Raw genomic sequence first — 14,768 nt, forward strand, 5'->3', positions numbered from 1 at the left:
TTGGCAGGGCTTTTCATTGTTCAGACGTAAGACGCCCGTTACTCGGTCGCGCTTTCCTCGGGAACCTCTACCGGGCCTTCCAGCGCAATTGCAGCTTCGGCGTCTTCGCGGCGTTCTTCCAGGATCTTGGCGTCACGCTGCTGGGCCACACGTTTGATATCGTGTGTGGCACCACCGGTCCCGGCGGGGATCAGGCGGCCAACGATGACGTTTTCCTTCAGGCCGATCAGGCGATCGCGTTTGCCTTGCGTTGCCGCTTCGGTCAGAACGCGGGTGGTTTCCTGGAACGACGCAGCCGAGATGAAGCTGCGGGTCTGCAGCGACGCCTTGGTGATCCCCAGAAGGATCGGGCCGCCCTTGGCAGGCTCGCGGCCTTCGGCGATGGCCTTTTCGTTGGCCTCGTCGAATTCGGCCTTATCGACCTGTTCACCCTTCAGAAGGATGGTACCGCCACTGTCGGACACTTCCCATTTCTGCAGCATCTGGCGGACGATCACCTCGATATGCTTATCGTTGATCTTCACGCCCTGCAGACGATAGACGTCCTGGACCTCGTCGATCAGGTAATCGGCCAGCGCCTCGACACCCATGATCTGCAGGATGTCATGCGGCGCAGGGTTGCCGTCCATCAGGTATTCGCCCTTCTGGATGAAGTCGCCTTCCTGCACAGGGATGTGCTTGCCTTTCGGGATCATGTACTCGACAGGATCGGCACCTTCCTCGGTCGGAACGATCGAGACGCGGCGCTTGTTTTTGTAATCCTTACCAAAATGCACATGGCCGGAAATTTCGGCAATGATCGCATGATCCTTCGGACGGCGGGCTTCGAACAGTTCGGCCACACGCGGCAGACCACCGGTGATGTCCTTGGTCTTCGCGCCCTCACGCGGGATACGCGCCAGCACATCACCGGCCTTGACCTCCTGCCCGTCTTCGATCGACAGAATGGCGTCAACCGACATCGGGTGGGTCTCAGGGTTGCCGTTATCCAGCCGCACAGGTTCCCCGGTTTTGGGGTCAGCCAGGATAATCTCAGGCTTCAGATCGTTGCCCTTCGGCGCAGTGCGCCAGTCGATCACGATCTTCTGGCTGATACCGGTGGCATCGTCGGTCTCTTCGCGGACGGCAACGCCTGCGGCCAGATCGACGAATTTCGCCACACCATCCTTTTCGGCGATGATCGGCAGGGTGTAGGGATCCCATTCGAACAGCTTATCGCCGCGCGCAACCTTGGCCTTGTCCTTGACATGAACCTTGGACCCATAGCCGATCTTGTGGCTGACCAGTTCGGTGCCGTTGCCGTCAATGATCGCAATTTCCATGTTGCGGGACATCGCCACATGCTCACCATCACGGTTTTTCAGCAGGTTCGGGTTCCGAAACTCGATCTTGCCTTCCTGACTGGCTTCCTGGAACGACTGGCTGCCGCCCTGGGCGATCCCGCCGATGTGGAAGGTCCGCATGGTCAGCTGGGTGCCCGGCTCGCCGATGGACTGCGCGGCGATGATGCCGACAGCCTCGCCCGGGTTCACCCGGGTCCCGCGTGCCAGATCGCGACCGTAACAGGTGGCACAGATGCCATCCTCGGCCTCGCAGGTCAGCGGGGATCGGATCTGCATGGTGACAACACCCGCAGCCTCGATCTCTTCGGACAGACGCTCGTCCAGCAGGTCGCCGCGCTTGGCCAGAACCTCATCGGTGCCGGGACGCAGGACATCCTCGGCCACGACGCGGCCCAAAATACGCTCGCTGAGCGAGGCGACAACCTCCCCGTCATTGACCGCAGCCCTTGCGGTGATCGACTTGTCGGTGCCGCAATCGTCCATCTTGACGATGCAATCCTGTGCCACATCCACCAGACGCCGGGTCAGATAGCCCGAGTTGGCGGTTTTCAGTGCGGTATCGGCCAGACCCTTACGGGCACCGTGGGTGGAGTTAAAGTACTCCTGCACGGTCAGGCCTTCCTTAAAGTTCGAGATAATCGGCGTTTCGATAATCTCGCCCGACGGTTTGGCCATCAGACCACGCATCCCGCCCAGCTGTTTCATCTGGGCCGGGCTACCACGTGCCCCGGAATGCGCCATCATGTAGACGCTGTTGGGTTCCATTTCGGCCCCGGCATCATCCCGGCGCACGGCCGAAATCTCGCCCATCATCGCGTCCGCAACAACGTCCGAACATTTCGACCAGGCATCGACCACCTTGTTGTATTTCTCGCCCTGAGTGATCAGGCCGTCCATATACTGGTGTTCGAATTCCTTCACCTGATCGCGGGTGGAGTTCACCAGATCCCACTTGGTGTCGGGAATGACCATGTCATCCTTGCCAAAGGAAATCCCGGCCTTGAAGGCCTCGCGGAAGCCCAGCGACATGATCTGATCGCAGAAAATGACGCTCTCTTTCTGGCCGCAGTGACGGTAGACGATGTCGATGACCTCACCGACTTCTTTCTTCCGCAGCAGGCGGTTGACGATGTCGTAAGGCGCTTTGTGGTTCTTCGGCAGCAGCGCACCAAGACGCATCCGGCCCGGGGTGGTTTCCACCCGTGCCCAATAAGCGTTGCCTTCCTCGTCGATCTGTTCGACCCGCGCCGTGATCTTGGCATGCAGATGCACAAGGCCAGAGTTCAGCGCGTGCTCTACCTCTTCGATGTTGGAGAAGACCATGCCTTCACCCAGCATCCCCTCACGCTCCAGCGTGATGTAGTAGAGACCAAGGATCATATCCTGCGACGGAACGATGATCGGCTTACCGTTCGCAGGCGACAGAACGTTGTTGGTCGACATCATCAGGACGCGCGCCTCAAGCTGAGCCTCAAGGCTCAGCGGGACGTGTACGGCCATCTGATCGCCGTCGAAGTCAGCGTTAAAGGCGGAACAGACCAGCGGGTGCAGCTGGATTGCCTTGCCTTCGATCAGCACTGGCTCGAACGCCTGAATGCCCAGACGGTGCAGGGTCGGCGCGCGGTTCAGCAGCACGGGGTGTTCGCGGATCACCTCATCAAGGATATCCCAAACTTCCGGACGCTCTTTCTCGACCAGTTTCTTGGCCTGCTTGACGGTCGAGGACAGACCCTTCGCATCAAGGCGCGAATAGATGAACGGCTTGAACAGCTCCAGCGCCATCTTCTTGGGCAAGCCGCACTGGTGCAGCTTCAGCTCCGGCCCGGTCACGATCACCGAACGGCCCGAGAAGTCGACGCGTTTCCCCAGAAGGTTCTGGCGGAAGCGGCCCTGCTTGCCCTTCAGCATGTCGGAAAGCGATTTCAGCGGGCGCTTGTTGGCCCCCGTGATCACGCGGCCCCGGCGACCGTTGTCAAACAACGCATCAACGGATTCCTGCAGCATCCGCTTTTCGTTGCGGATGATGATGTCCGGGGCGCGCAGTTCGATCAGGCGCTTCAGACGGTTGTTCCGGTTGATCACCCGGCGGTACAGATCGTTCAGATCCGAGGTCGCGAACCGGCCACCATCCAGCGGCACCAGCGGGCGCAGCTCGGGCGGGATGACCGGGATCACGGTCAGGATCATCCATTCCGGACGGTTGCCTGACTCGCGGAAATTCTCGACCAGTTTCAGACGCTTGATGATCTTTTTCGGCTTCAGTTCACCGGTGGCCTCGGCCAGATCGGCGCGCAGTTGCTCTGCCTCGGCATCTAGGTCGATGGCGGCCAGCATTTCGCGGATCGCTTCGGCACCAATGCCAGCGCGGAACGCATCTGCGCCATACTGATCCTCGGCATCCATGAACTCTTCCTCGGTCATAAGCTGACCATAGGCGAGGTCCGTCAGACCGGGTTCGATCACCACGTAGTTTTCGAAGTAAAGGATGCGCTCCAGATCGCGCAGCGTCATATCCAGCATCAGACCGATGCGAGACGGCAGCGATTTCAGGAACCAGATATGCGCAACCGGTGCGGCCAGTTCGATATGGCCCATCCGCTCGCGCCGGACCTTCTGCAGCGTGACTTCCACACCGCATTTCTCGCAGGTCACACCGCGATACTTCATGCGTTTATATTTGCCGCACAAGCATTCGTAATCCTTGATCGGGCCAAAGATACGCGCACAGAACAGGCCATCACGCTCGGGCTTGAAGGTCCGGTAGTTGATGGTTTCGGGCTTTTTGATCTCACCGAACGACCAACTGAGAATACGCTCTGGCGAGGCAAGATTGATCTTGATCTCGTCAAAGGTCCGCATTGGCTGGACGGGGTTGAACGGGTTCATCACTTCTTGGTTCATCTCGTGATCCTTATGTCAGGGAAAGGGAGTGGGACGCCGGTGCGCCCTTACTCCGTCTCCTCCGCGTCCTGCAGTTCCATGTTCAGACCCAGCGAGCGGATCTCCTTGACCAGAACGTTGAACGATTCCGGCACGCCGGCTTCGAAGTTGTCCTCGCCCTTGACGATGCTTTCGTAGACCTTGGTCCGGCCTGCCACATCGTCCGATTTCACCGTCAGCATTTCCTGCAAGGTGTAAGCGGCACCGTAAGCTTCCAGTGCCCAGACCTCCATCTCACCAAAGCGCTGACCACCGAACTGCGCCTTACCACCCAGCGGCTGCTGTGTAACCAGCGAGTATGGGCCGGTGGAGCGGGCGTGGATCTTGTCATCGACCAGGTGGTGCAGTTTCAGGATGTATTTCACACCCACGGTAACGGGGCGGGCGAATTGTTCGCCGGTCCGGCCATCGAACAGCACTGACTGACCGCTTTCGTTGAAACCGGCACGGACAAGCGCGTCGTTGACATCTGCCTCTTTGGCACCGTCGAAGACGGGGGTTGCGATCGGAACACCGGCGGTAACATTACCGGCCGCTTCGGTGAATTCGTCATCTGACATCGGCTTGATAGCTTCGTCATAGACCTCATCACCATAGGCGATCTTCATCGCGTCGCGCACCGGGGTCATATCGCCAGAGCGGCGGTATTCATCCAGCGCGTTCTTGATCGACCCGCCAAGACCGCGCGCGGCCCAGCCCATATGGGTTTCAAGGATCTGACCGACATTCATACGGCTGGGAACGCCGAGCGGGTTCAGCACCACGTCGACCGGGGTCCCGTCCTCAAGGAACGGCATGTCTTCCTCGGGCACCACCTTAGAGATAACACCCTTGTTGCCGTGACGCCCGGCCATCTTGTCGCCCGGCTGCAGCTTACGCTTCACCGCGATAAAGACTTTGACCATCTTCATCACACCCGGTGGCAGGTCGTCGCCGCGGCGTACTTTCTCTACCTTGTCTTCAAAGCGCGCATCAAGCGAGGCTTTCTGCCGCTCATACTGGGTGTTCAGCGCCTCAACCTCGGTCGCGACTTTCTCGTCGTCGATGGCCAGCTGCCACCACTGACCGCGGCTCAGGCTTTCCAGCAGGTCTTGGTCGATAGTGGCCGGTGTCTTGACGCCTTTCGGGCCTTTGACAGCCTTTTGTCCCAGGATCATCGATTGCAGACGCGCATAGATGTTGCGGTCCAGGATGGCCAGCTCGTCATCGCGGTCGCGCGACAGGCGTTCCACCTCTTCGCGCTCGATCTGCAGGGCACGCTCGTCTTTTTCCACGCCATGGCGGTTAAAGACACGCACCTCAACCACGGTGCCGAAATCGCCCGGCGGCAGCCGCAGGGAGGTGTCGCGCACATCCGAGGCTTTCTCTCCAAAGATGGCCCGCAGGAGTTTTTCCTCCGGGGTCATCGGGCTTTCGCCTTTCGGGGTGATCTTGCCGACCAGAATATCGGCCGGTCCCACCTCGGACCCGATATAGACGATGCCCGCCTCGTCGAGGTTGCGCAAAGCTTCCTCGCCGACATTGGGGATATCGCGGGTGATTTCCTCGGGGCCCAGCTTGGTGTCGCGGGCCGCAACCTCGAATTCCTCGATATGAACGGAGGTAAAGACATCGTCTTTCACGATCCGCTCAGAGATCAGGATGGAATCCTCGTAGTTGTAGCCGTTCCAGGGCATGAACGCGACCAGCGCGTTTTTACCCAGGGCCAGTTCACCCAGATCGGTCGACGGGCCATCGGCGATAAACTCACCTTTGGATACCGTGTCGCCCACCTTCACCAGCGGACGCTGGTTGATGCAGGTGTTCTGGTTCGACCGCTGGAACTTGCGCAGGCGGTAGATATCGACGCCCGGATCGCCGGGGTCCAGATCTTCGGTGGCGCGCACAACGATACGCATCGCATCGACCTGATCGACAATACCAGCACGGCGCGCGGTGATCGCAGCGCCGGAATCGCGGGCAACGATTTCCTCGATCCCGGTGCCGACAAACGGCGCCTCGGCCCGCAGCAGCGGCACGGCCTGACGTTGCATGTTCGATCCCATCAAGGCGCGGTTCGCATCGTCATTCTCAAGGAACGGGATCAGCGAGGCCGCGACCGAGACCAGCTGCTTGGGCGAGACGTCGATCAGATCGACATTCTCGGCCGGGTTCAGCATGTATTCGCCGGATTTCCGGGTCGAGACCAGTTCATTGACGAACTTACCCTTCGCATCCAGCTGCGCATTCGCCTGCGCCACGGTGTGGCGCATCTCTTCGGTTGCGGACATGTAAAGGACCTCATCGGTCACTTTGCCTTCCTCAACCCGGCGATAGGGCGTTTCGATAAAGCCGTATTTGTTCACCCGGGCGAACGATGCCAGCGAGTTGATCAGACCAATATTCGGCCCTTCAGGCGTTTCAATCGGGCACATCCGGCCATAATGGGTCGGGTGAACGTCGCGCACCTCAAAGCCCGCACGCTCCCGGGTCAGACCGCCCGGCCCAAGCGCCGAAAGGCGGCGTTTGTGCGTCACTTCGGACAGCGGGTTGGTCTGGTCCATGAACTGCGACAACTGCGAGGACCCGAAGAATTCACGCACAGCGGCGGCTGCCGGTTTCGCGTTGATCAGATCCTGGGGCATCACGGTGTCAATCTCGACACTGGACATGCGTTCCCTGATCGCACGCTCCATCCGCAGCAGGCCGACGCGATACTGGTTTTCCATCAACTCACCGACGGAGCGGACGCGGCGGTTACCAAGGTGGTCGATATCGTCCACCTCACCCCGGCCATCGCGCAGATCAACCAGCGCTTTGATCACGGAAATGATGTCTTCGTTGCGCAGGGTGCGCATTGTGTCGGGCGCATCCAGATCCAGACGCATGTTCATTTTGACCCGGCCAACGGCGGACAGGTCATAGCGTTCGGCGTCAAAGAACAGCTGGTCGAACAGCGCCTGTGCCGCATCAACGGTTGGCGGCTCGCCCGGGCGCATCACACGATAGATATCCATCAGCGCGGTTTCGCGGTTCAGGTTCTTGTCCACCGCCATGGTGTTGCGGATATAGGCACCGACATTGATACCATCGATATCAAGAACCGGGATCGATTTCACGCCATTGTCCAGCAGCGTCTTGATCGTACCGCCCGTGACGTTGCCGTCTTTGTCAATCTCCTGGGTCAGCTCATCACCAGCTTCGACCCAGATTTCACCGGTTTCTTCGTTGATGATGTCTTCGGCAACAAACTTGCCGATGATGGCATCGTAAGGCACCAGAATGTCAGGAACCTTACCGGAATCGAGGATCTGTTTGACCGTGCGCGGGGTAACTTTCTTACCCGCTTCGGCAATCACTTCGCCTGATTTCGCATCGACCACGTCGAACAGCGGCTTGGTGCCGCGGATCCGCTCGGGGAAGAACTTGGTGGTCCAACCCTTCTTGGAATGCTTGTAGGTGACGGTGTCGTAATACTCCTTCATGATGCCTTCCTGGTCGAGACCAAGTGCATAAAGAAGGGTCGTCACCGGCAGTTTGCGGCGGCGGTCGATACGGGCGAAAACGATATCCTTGGCGTCGAATTCGAAGTCCAGCCAGGAGCCGCGATAGGGAATGATCCGGCTGGTGAACAGCAGCTTGCCCGAAGAATGGGTCTTGCCCTTGTCATGATCAAAGAACACGCCCGGGGACCGGTGCATCTGGGAAACGATGACCCGCTCTGTCCCGTTGACAACGAATGTACCGTTCTTGGTCATCAGGGGCATGTCGCCCATAAAGACATCCTGTTCCTTGATGTCCTTGACCGATTTCGCGCCGGTATCTTCATCAACTTCAAAGACGATCAGCCGCAGGGTGACTTTCAGCGGGGCCGAATAGGTCATGTCGCGCTGCTGGCATTCCTCAACGTCGTATTTCGGCGCTTCCAGTTCGTAGCGCACAAACTCCAACACCGAGGTTTCGTTGAAATCCTTGATCGGGAAAACCGACTGGAAAACGCCCATGATCCCTTCGCCATCCAGCGGATCGGGCTGATCGCCGGAATTCAGGAACAGATCATAAGAGCTTTTCTGAACCTCAATCAGGTTCGGCATCTCCGCGACTTCGCGGATTTTGCCGTAGAATTTACGAATACGTTTGTGACCGGAATGAGTCTGAGCCATGTGTGTCGCGTACCTTCGTTGCCTGCGGACATGCGGGGCCGGGATACCGCGCATGCCTGCCATGCCAGGGCTTTTGGTCAATACCAGCAAGGGTTCCCATCCCTCACTTCCCGACCGTTTGCACCTTTTTCGGGGTCTTCACCAAAAGGCCCCGAAAGAGACGCAAACCGGCCGGACCCGATTTCCCGGGTCCGACCGAATGTCTGTCCAGCGCCGGCAAACCGGCAGCGGGATTACTTAAGCTCGACCTTGGCGCCAGCCTCTTCGAGCTTTTTCTTGATCTCTTCAGCTTCAGCTTTCGCTGCGCCTTCTTTGACCGCTTTGCCGCCAGCTTCGACCAGTTCCTTGGCTTCTTTCAGGCCAAGACCGGTGATGCCGCGAACTTCTTTGATGACGTTGATTTTCTTGTCACCAGCTTCGACGAGGATGACGTCAAACTCGTCTTTTTCCTCAGCAGCAGGGCCAGCGTCGGTCGCAGGACCTACGGCCATGACTGCGCCACCGGCAGCAGGTTCGATGCCGTACTCGTCTTTCAGGACAGTTTTCAGTTCCTGCGCCTCGAGAAGGGTCAGGCCCACGATCTCTTCGGCAAGTTTCTTGATATCAGCCATTGTTCAGTTTCCGTTTCGTTTGCTTTGTGAAATCCGGTGTCCGGTCTTTGCCCGGTCCCGGCCTCATATGTCGCTGTTTCAGGCCGCCTTTTCCTCGATGGTCGACATAATCGACGCAATATTCGAGGCAGGCGCGCCAATCGCACCGGCGATATTCGCAGCAGGGGCACCAATGCAGCCGACGATGGAGGCAATAAGCTCCTCGCGCGACGGCATGGCGGCCACGGCTTTGACACCAGCCCGGTCCAGAGCGTTCTCACCCATTGCACCGCCGAGGATCACGAGCTTCTCGTTCTCCTTGGCGTAATCCTCGATCACCTTTGCCGCAGCAACGGGATCTTCAGAATAGGCAAGAACTGTCTGACCCTCAAGATACTCAGCAATAGACGCGCTGGATGTCCCTTCGAGGGCGATTTTGGCAAGCCTGTTCTTGGCGACGCGGACCGCACCACCACCGGCTTTCATCCGGCGGCGGAAATCCGTCATCTCAGCGACTGTGAGGCCGGTGTAGTGCGCAACCACAACGACACCAGAGTCCGAGAAGATCTGGCCGAGTTCATCAACCACTGCTTCTTTCTGGGCTCTATCCACAGGTCTCTCCAAGTTATGGGGATTGCTCCCCGGCTCATTTTGGCCGGGTTGCCCCGACCGGTTTGGGTCCTTGTTACGGGTCCCGCCAAAATCACCCGGGATATGTCCCTTCGGATTCTGATCGCTACCCGTCTCAGGCAGGAAATTAAGGCCCCTTCACTTAGGTCGGCGCCACCCACCATCTCGGACGTGTAGGGTGGGTGAAACCCACCACTGACCGGCGGGGTTGCCCCCGCCGGAACTCTTACTCGGCTGTCGCGTTCGCGATATCAACCGAAACACCGGGCCCCATGGTGGAGCTGACGGCGATCTTTTTCATATAGGTGCCCTTGGCGCCCGACGGCTTGGCCTTATTAACCGCAGCAATAAACGCTTTCAGGTTCTCGGCCAGTTTCGCCTCATCGAAGGACGCTTTGCCGATCCCGGCATGCACGACTCCGGCTTTTTCGGCCTTGAACTGCACTTCGCCGCCCTTGGCCGCCTCAACCGCTGCCTTGACGTCCATGGTCACCGTGCCGACCTTGGGGTTTGGCATCAGGTTGCGGGGGCCAAGCACCTTACCCAGACGACCGACGATCGGCATCATGTCGGGGGTCGCGATGCAGCGATCAAATTCGATCGTGCCGCCCTGAATGGTTTCCATCAGGTCTTCGGCGCCAATAATATCTGCACCAGCCTCTTTCGCCTCGTCCGCTTTTGGACCTCTGGCGAAAACAGCGACGCGCATGGTTTTACCGGTGCCATTGGGCAGGCTGACCACACCGCGGACCATCTGGTCGGCATGGCGCGGGTCGACACCCAGATTAACCGCAACTTCGACAGTCTCGTCGAATTTGGCGGTTGCGTTTGCCTTGACCAGCTTCACCGCTTCTTCAACGGTGACGTTCTGCTTGCCGTTAAAGGATTCACGAGCGGCGCGGGTACGCTTTCCATACTTAGCCATGACTTACCCTTTCACCTCGATACCCATCGACCGGGCAGAGCCCAGGATGATCTGCATCGCTGCTTCGACGTCGTTCGCGCTAAGATCCTTCATCTTGGTCTCGGCAATCTCACGCACCTGAGCAACAGTCACCGAGCCGACAGTCTCGCGGCTGGGGTTGGTTGCACCCGACTGCAGCTTCGCAGCCTTTTTCAACAGGTATGACGCGGGCGGCGTCTTGATGTCCATGGTGAAGGATTTATCAACGTAATAGGTGATAATCGTCGGGCACGGCGCACCCGGCTCCATCTCCTGCGTCTTGGCGTTGAACGCCTTGCAGAATTCCATGATGTTGATGCCGCGCTGACCCAAAGCCGGCCCAACGGGCGGCGACGGGTTCGCTTTACCGGCAGGGACCTGCAGCTTCATGGTCCCGGCAATCTTCTTGGCCATGATGGGCCTCCTCTTGCTCCTGCCGTCAGGGCGCGTCCCATCCGGCCTTGATTGGCGTGGTGCGGTCCGAACAACGCGTTGCCCTCGCCTTCCACGTTTGCATCACATCAGGTCTGTTTCGCGACCTGGGTGAATTCCAGCTCGACCGGGGTTGCCCGGCCAAAAATCGAAACCGTCACCTTCAGGCGGGCATTGGCCTCATCGACATCTTCAACCATGCCAGAGAAGCCCTCGAACGGCCCGTCGGTCACATTTACATTCTCACCCACATCGAAGGAGATCAGATTGCGCGGACGCTCCGCCCCTTCTTCGACCTGGTTCAGGATCGCCCCGACCTCAGCATCGCGCATCGGCACAGGTTTGCCCTGCGGACCCAGGAAACCGGTGACCCGGTTGGTGTCCTTGATCAGGTGATAGGCGCGATCCGTCAGATCGGCCTGCACCAGAACATAGCCGGGCATAAAGCGGCGCTCAGCCTGCACCTTTTTGCCCCGGCGCACCTCGATCACTTCTTCGGTCGGGACCAGAACCTGCAGGATTTCTTCCTGCAAACCATGCTGCTCCGCCGTCTCACGGATAGATTCCGCGACACGTTTTTCGAAATTGGAGAGGACGCTAACTGCGTACCACCGTGCCGCCATCTCTGCTCTGACCCTCAACTCGAGGCTGCCAAGCCCCTGATATTCAATTTAAAAAGACGCGCATGAACCCGCCGCCTTCCGAACAGGCAACCGCGCGCAGACGAATCACTGCACGCAGAAGAAGTTTCGGAGATGGGTGCAAATACCTGTCAAGCGAGCAGAGTTCAAGAGGCCGCGTTGATAAACGTCTCAACACCCCAGCGGATCAGATAATCCACGAGGTAAAAGAAGGCTGCTGCCAGAAAGGATAGCACAAAAACCATGGCTGCGGTCAACAAAGTCTCACGCCGACTTGGCCAGGTGACCTTCGCGGTTTCCGAGCGAACCTGCTGAACGAATTGCAATGGATTGGTCTTTGCCATGGATTTTTACTTTCACGTAGGAACGCGCGACAGATAATGCCCTATGCCGGGCAACGCAACCCCCCAGGCGTCTGCGCTTTAATACCGGCTGCGCAACTTGATCGCCTGCAGGAAATAGCCGCCCGAAATCATCTCTGCCGCAAAATCGCCAATCATGCTGTCTGGCAAACCTGTGGCCATCGCCTGATCGAACCGTTCCACCGCTTTGTCCGGTTCATCAAAGGAAATCTGCGCCAGGGCGGCATAAAAATGCGAAAAAGCCGAGGTGTTGGGCGACAGCCGCACCGCTTCATTCGCAGCACTGAGCGCTGCGTGATTGTCATTGAGGTTGAGGGTTATATAAGCCCGCAACTCGTGATCAGCCGCATAGGTATCGTTGATCTCAATCGCCTTATCGATCGCCACAAGCGCTTCGGCAAACTTGTCATCGTCCGACAGAAAATCAGCAAGCCAGTAGTAACTGCTGTTTTTGGCAGCCCCCGCTTCAACCGACTGTTTCAGGACGTCAATCGCAGCGCCAAGCTTGCCCAGCTCATTCAGGGACCGCGCGTGTTCGACATATCCCCACTCAAAACTTGGCATCAGCTTGATCGCAGCGACCGCATCCTTGATCGCCGCCCCCGGACGCCCGCTCATACGCAACAGACGTGCCCGCTCCACCCGCAGATAAACATCCTTGTCGCCGCCAAAATTCATCGAAAGGTTCAGCGCCGCAATCGCCTCGTCCCTTCGGTCGCTATTGTCCAGCACCCGCGCCAGGCCGCGGTAAGCATTGCCGTCCCATTCATTCACAGCCAGCGCATCGCGAAACGCTTTTTCCGCCTCGGGGAACGCCCCTTCCGACAACTGCGCCCAGCCCAGTTCACGCAAACCCCAAGTGTATTCGGGATTGATAGCCAAAGCCGCCTGCAGCATTTCCAACGCCTTCTCCTGTTGGCCGTCATGAACGCGCAGGATATTGGCGAGCCCCGCCAAAGCATCGGCTTGCGGATGCAACTCTATCGACTTCTCGAACTGCGCACGCGCCTCGTCGATCCGCTCCTGCTCCCAATAGATCCAGCCCAGCGACGAAAACTGGTCAGCATCATCGGGCCGCAATTCGAGGGCTTTCAGAGCATGCTTTTCGGCCAAGTCAAACTCGCGGCGATCCAGATAGAGGTAAGACAAATGGCTCAGGATCTCTGCCCTGTTGGACCGGCCAAGCCCACCTTCCTGCAACGCCTGAACGCAGGCTTCCAGCAGCACCTCATCCGGCCGTTCAAAGTCCAGGCAAATGCTTGCGGCGGTTTCCTCGGACGAGGTCACAACCGGCGGGGCCGCCTGTGCCAGACCGGCGGCAAGAACAAAAACAGGGAGCAGGGACAACAATTTTGACATCGGACAAACTTCTGGCAATGAGACGATATCGCAAGCTTGCCAAAGACAGCCGTGCCAGACAAGCAAAGGACGGGTATTTGCCGGAAACTGTGGCCTGGCAGGGGTTGAGGGACTCGAACCCACGACCTACGGTTTTGGAGACCGTCGCTCTACCAACTGAGCTAAACCCCTATGGCCTTGGGCGTGTTACGACCGCGCCGCGCAGATTTCAAGCGAATTTGACATCGCAGGCCAAATTCCCTCAGGTGGCTCCTCCGTTATCCCATACATCTTCTGGCGGGGCGGTTTTGTTTGACGTATAAACCTTGCCGACCGACCAAGCGCTGACAAGCAGGACCATGATATCGATCTTTGGCAGAAATCAGCCCGAGCAACGCGACCTCTCCGCGTTTGGCACCGCCCCCTGGACCCAGGTCACACAGGCCCAGCTCGGCCGGGCCGCCGATCTGCCGTCGATGATCAGCTTCGAGGAGCGTCAGCTGTATTACTGGTTGACGCACAATGTCATCCAAGATGCAGGTGCGGTTGTTGATCTGGGTTGCTTTCTGGGCGGTTCAACCGGTTGTCTGGCTCAGGGGATGGCGGCGCGTAAATCCGTGGCCCGGGTTCAGGCCTATGACACCTTCACCGCTGGCGCGCGGCAAAAGCGAAAGCATCTCTATGCCCGTGGCGTACCGGAATTTGAAGGCAATGACATCTACCCCTACGCTCAGGATTACCTTGCGCCCTGGGCAGATCATGTCGCGTTGCATCGCGGCGATATCCTAAAGATTGGCTGGTCCGATGCCCCGATCGAGTTGCTGGTTTTCGACGCTGGCAAATCCCCGCGCACCGCTGATGGCATCGCCGCTGCGTTCTTCCCCGCGCTTATCCCCGGAAGGTCGCTATTGGTACAACAGGACTACCTGCTGCCCAATCACCCATGGCTGATCTGTCAGCTTGAACTGCTGGCCGATGCATTCCATCCCATTGCACGAACCGAGAAGAACTCCGTCCTTTTCCAAACCTCCCGCCAGATCACGCGGCGCGATCTGCGCAAAGCCCGAACAGCAGACCTGTCTGACAAAAAGATGCTATCCCTGATGGAACAGGCGCGGGTCCGAATGGCACCATTTGATGCGGCATCCACAATCGACCAGGCTATCGCGATGCTGAAAGCCAATCCCGGCCAGCGCCTGCCCCGACATTTCAGCAATGCACCATAAGAAAGGGCCGCGCAAAACATGCGCGGCCCTTCAATCGTTGGGCCGAAACGGCCCGATATGTCATCACTCTATGATTTTGGATACGACGCCTGAACCGACGGTGCGGCCGCCTTCGCGGATGGCGAAGCGGAGGCCGTCTTCCATGGCGATCGGGGCGATCAGGTCCACGGTGAATTTCAGG

Annotated in this window: 11 protein-coding genes and 1 tRNA gene; 1 reads left to right on the plus strand and 11 read right to left on the minus strand. The window is 58.6% G+C overall.

The genetic code is table 11. From position 1 onward, the window contains the following. Positions 1–38: 38 nt before the first annotated feature. The 10 genes from rpoC to ACW9UQ_RS09890 all read right to left on the minus strand — a co-directional run bounded on the left by rpoC (position 39) and on the right by ACW9UQ_RS09890 (position 13,553). Entirely contained in the window at positions 39–4,244 is a 4,206-nt protein-coding gene (rpoC, locus tag ACW9UQ_RS09845; RefSeq protein WP_458930848.1) for a DNA-directed RNA polymerase subunit beta', read from the minus strand. 47 nt (positions 4,245–4,291) lie between these two features. Continuing rightward, positions 4,292–8,425, minus strand: a complete 4,134-nt coding sequence (rpoB, locus tag ACW9UQ_RS09850) for a DNA-directed RNA polymerase subunit beta (protein WP_458930849.1) — start codon at positions 8,423–8,425, stop codon at positions 4,292–4,294. A gap of 233 nt (positions 8,426–8,658) precedes the next feature. Continuing rightward, positions 8,659–9,036, minus strand: a complete 378-nt coding sequence (rplL, locus tag ACW9UQ_RS09855) for a 50S ribosomal protein L7/L12 (protein WP_458930850.1) — start codon at positions 9,034–9,036, stop codon at positions 8,659–8,661. A gap of 78 nt (positions 9,037–9,114) precedes the next feature. Next, on the minus strand, positions 9,115–9,627 hold the full coding sequence (rplJ, locus tag ACW9UQ_RS09860) for a 50S ribosomal protein L10 (protein ID WP_458930851.1): 513 nt from the start codon (positions 9,625–9,627) through the stop codon (positions 9,115–9,117). A gap of 244 nt (positions 9,628–9,871) precedes the next feature. Beyond that, positions 9,872–10,570: a 50S ribosomal protein L1 gene (gene rplA, locus ACW9UQ_RS09865; RefSeq protein ID WP_458930852.1), complete on the minus strand. Its 699-nt coding sequence runs from the start codon at positions 10,568–10,570 to the stop codon at positions 9,872–9,874. A gap of 3 nt (positions 10,571–10,573) precedes the next feature. Beyond that, positions 10,574–11,002 (minus strand): 50S ribosomal protein L11, encoded by a 429-nt coding sequence (gene rplK, locus ACW9UQ_RS09870; RefSeq protein ID WP_458930853.1) that lies wholly within the window; start codon positions 11,000–11,002, stop codon positions 10,574–10,576. A 107-nt stretch (positions 11,003–11,109) separates the two neighbouring features. After that, a complete protein-coding gene (nusG, locus tag ACW9UQ_RS09875) occupies positions 11,110–11,643 on the minus strand; it encodes a transcription termination/antitermination protein NusG (RefSeq protein ID WP_458930854.1) in 534 nt (177 codons plus the stop codon). Positions 11,644–11,807: 164 nt separating this feature from the next. After that, positions 11,808–12,005 carry a preprotein translocase subunit SecE gene (gene secE, locus ACW9UQ_RS09880; protein WP_458930855.1) on the minus strand — a complete coding sequence of 66 codons (198 nt, stop codon included), beginning with the start codon at positions 12,003–12,005 and terminating at the stop codon, positions 11,808–11,810. 78 nt (positions 12,006–12,083) lie between these two features. Beyond that, a complete protein-coding gene (locus tag ACW9UQ_RS09885; protein ID WP_458930856.1) occupies positions 12,084–13,382 on the minus strand; it encodes a tetratricopeptide repeat protein in 1,299 nt (432 codons plus the stop codon). Between the two features lie 95 nt (positions 13,383–13,477). After that, positions 13,478–13,553 (minus strand) — tRNA-Trp (locus ACW9UQ_RS09890). Positions 13,554–13,720: 167 nt separating this feature from the next. Between ACW9UQ_RS09890 and ACW9UQ_RS09895 the strand changes: the two genes are divergently transcribed. After that, the gene (locus ACW9UQ_RS09895) at positions 13,721–14,587 is read left to right on the plus strand and encodes a hypothetical protein (protein ID WP_458930857.1); all 867 of its coding nucleotides are present in this window, start codon (positions 13,721–13,723) and stop codon (positions 14,585–14,587) included. A gap of 63 nt (positions 14,588–14,650) precedes the next feature. Here ACW9UQ_RS09895 and ACW9UQ_RS09900 read toward each other — a convergent pair. Then, positions 14,651–14,768 (minus strand): EF-Tu C-terminal domain-related protein (locus ACW9UQ_RS09900; RefSeq protein WP_458930858.1); only part of this gene is annotated, 118 nt, incomplete at its 5' end.

The organism is Halovulum sp. GXIMD14793, assembly GCF_054457435.1.

What these genes read in the sequence shown, in the direction of transcription:
- rplL (WP_458930850.1), bottom strand. Translation starts at nt 9,036, where the DNA reads ATGGCTGATATCAAGAAACTTGCCGAAGAGATCGTGGGCCTGACCCTT.
- secE (WP_458930855.1), bottom strand. Translation starts at nt 12,005, where the DNA reads ATGGCAAAGACCAATCCATTGCAATTCGTTCAGCAGGTTCGCTCGGAA.
- rpoB (WP_458930849.1), bottom strand. Translation starts at nt 8,425, where the DNA reads ATGGCTCAGACTCATTCCGGTCACAAACGTATTCGTAAATTCTACGGC.
- rpoC (WP_458930848.1), bottom strand. Translation starts at nt 4,244, where the DNA reads ATGAACCAAGAAGTGATGAACCCGTTCAACCCCGTCCAGCCAATGCGG.
- nusG (WP_458930854.1), bottom strand. Translation starts at nt 11,643, where the DNA reads ATGGCGGCACGGTGGTACGCAGTTAGCGTCCTCTCCAATTTCGAAAAA.
- ACW9UQ_RS09885 (WP_458930856.1), bottom strand. Translation starts at nt 13,382, where the DNA reads ATGTCAAAATTGTTGTCCCTGCTCCCTGTTTTTGTTCTTGCCGCCGGT.
- ACW9UQ_RS09895 (WP_458930857.1), top strand. Translation starts at nt 13,721, where the DNA reads ATGATATCGATCTTTGGCAGAAATCAGCCCGAGCAACGCGACCTCTCC.
- rplK (WP_458930853.1), bottom strand. Translation starts at nt 11,002, where the DNA reads ATGGCCAAGAAGATTGCCGGGACCATGAAGCTGCAGGTCCCTGCCGGT.
- rplA (WP_458930852.1), bottom strand. Translation starts at nt 10,570, where the DNA reads ATGGCTAAGTATGGAAAGCGTACCCGCGCCGCTCGTGAATCCTTTAAC.